1 protein-coding gene is annotated in these 1,726 nt (G+C 68.3%); it reads right to left on the reverse strand.

Annotation, left to right across the window (positions count from 1 at the left end; all coding sequences use genetic code 11):
- Window positions 1–1,726, reverse strand: a 1,726-nt coding sequence (locus ABDJ40_RS24655) for a condensation domain-containing protein (RefSeq protein WP_347613760.1), incomplete at both ends; no start/stop codon positions are given.

Consider the following 1,726-nt stretch of genomic DNA (forward strand, 5'->3'; position numbering starts at 1 on the left):
CGCCGTGTGCATCAGCGCGCACACCCGCTCTGCACCCACCGACGCCTGGACCTGCGCCGTCAGCATGAAGTCCTCGCCCAGATCGTCCACCGCCAGCGTCAGCGGGTAGTTGGTGCGTTCCTCTGAATGGATCTCCTCGATGTCGTCCTCGTGTGCCTCTTGTGCCGCCTCACCCTCATCCAGTGGGCGCGGGGCATAGCGGAAGTTCAGCAGCGAGCTGAACAGCGGCGCCTGAGCCGGCACCGCGCTGCAGCGCTGCGCCAGCGCCAGCGGCGCATGCTCGTGGCGCAGCAGCTGGGTCAGCAGGCGATGCACCTGCCGAGCCAGCTCGTCCACGCGTCGCCCGTCGATGCTCAAACGCAGCGGCAGGGTGTTGATGAACATCCCCAGCACACGGTCTGCACGCTCGCCGCCCTGCATGCGACCGAACAGCACCGTGCCAAAGACCACGTCCTGGCGCCCCGTCGTGCGTACCAGCACCAGCGCCCAGGCCAGGTGCATCAGGCTGGCTGCGCTCACCCCCAGGCTGCGCGCACACTGGCGGATCGCCTGCGACAGCGTTGCCGGCAGCATCTGGCTGCGTTCCTCAATGTCCGCACCGTCGCCCTGCACATCCAGCAGGCCGAAAGGTGCGGTGGGCTCCTCGATGTCCCCCAGCATCTGGCGGAAGAAGGCCTCGTGCTCCGCCTGGCTCACGCCCAGGCGGGCCTGGGCCACGAAATTGCGGAAGGGGGCGGGTGGAGCCAGCGCCTCCATGCGTCCGTTCTTGATCAGGCTGGCTTCCTCGACCAGCAGCTCCAGCGTCGTGTGGTCGATCGCCAGGTGGTGGGCCAGCACCAGCAGCACCCAGCGCCCTTGCGCGCTGTCATGCGCGGCGAAGGTACGCAGCAGAGGGGCCTGGCTGACGTCGATGCGGAAATGACGCGGACCAAACTGGGCCAGCAACTGGCTGCCGATGTCTCCGTGCTGCGGATCCAGCGACACGCTCTGGAAGGGCAGCTCCGCATGACGACGCACCACCTGCATGGGCTGGTCCAGGGACTGCCATGCAATGCCGGTGCGCAGGATGTCGTGGCGGGCAATCACTTGCTGGATGGCCGCAAGGAATCGCTCCAGCTGCTCCTGGCTCGAGAAGGCGCAGAGCGTGGGCAGGAGATAGGGGTCGCCCTCCTTCTCCATCAGGTGATGGAACAGGATGCCTTCCTGCAGCGGAGCCAGCGGGTAGATATCCTGCACATTGGCCGCACCGCCCGGCACGGTGGCCAGGACATGGGCGATGGCCTCCTCGTCCAGCGTGGCCAGGGTCAGCATCTCCGGCGTGATCGTCGTCGCGCCTTCGGGAATCAGATTCGGCGGCACCTGCACCGGCGCGCTGCCAATGCCCACGGCCGCGGCGACCGCGGCCAGCGTCGGCGAAAGGAACAGGGCGCGCACATCGGTGTGCAAGCCCGCGCGGCGCATGCGCTCGATCAGGCTCACCGCCATCAGCGAGTGCCCACCCAGTTCGAAGAAGTTGTCGTGGCGGCCCACGCGCTCCAGCTGCAGCAGCTCGGCCCAGATGGCCGCCAGCGTGGCTTCCACCTCGCCCTGCGGTGCCTCGTAAGCGCGCCGGCTCCAGGCCTGCTCGTCCGGCGCCGGCAGCGCCTTGCGGTCCAGCTTGCCGTTGGGGTTCAGCGGCAGCGATGCCAGCTGCACATAGGCCGCCGGCACCATATAGCTGGGCAGC

It is taken from the genome of Roseateles flavus, from assembly GCF_039872765.1.
GTDB lineage: Bacteria > Pseudomonadota > Gammaproteobacteria > Burkholderiales > Burkholderiaceae_C > Roseateles_B > Roseateles_B flavus.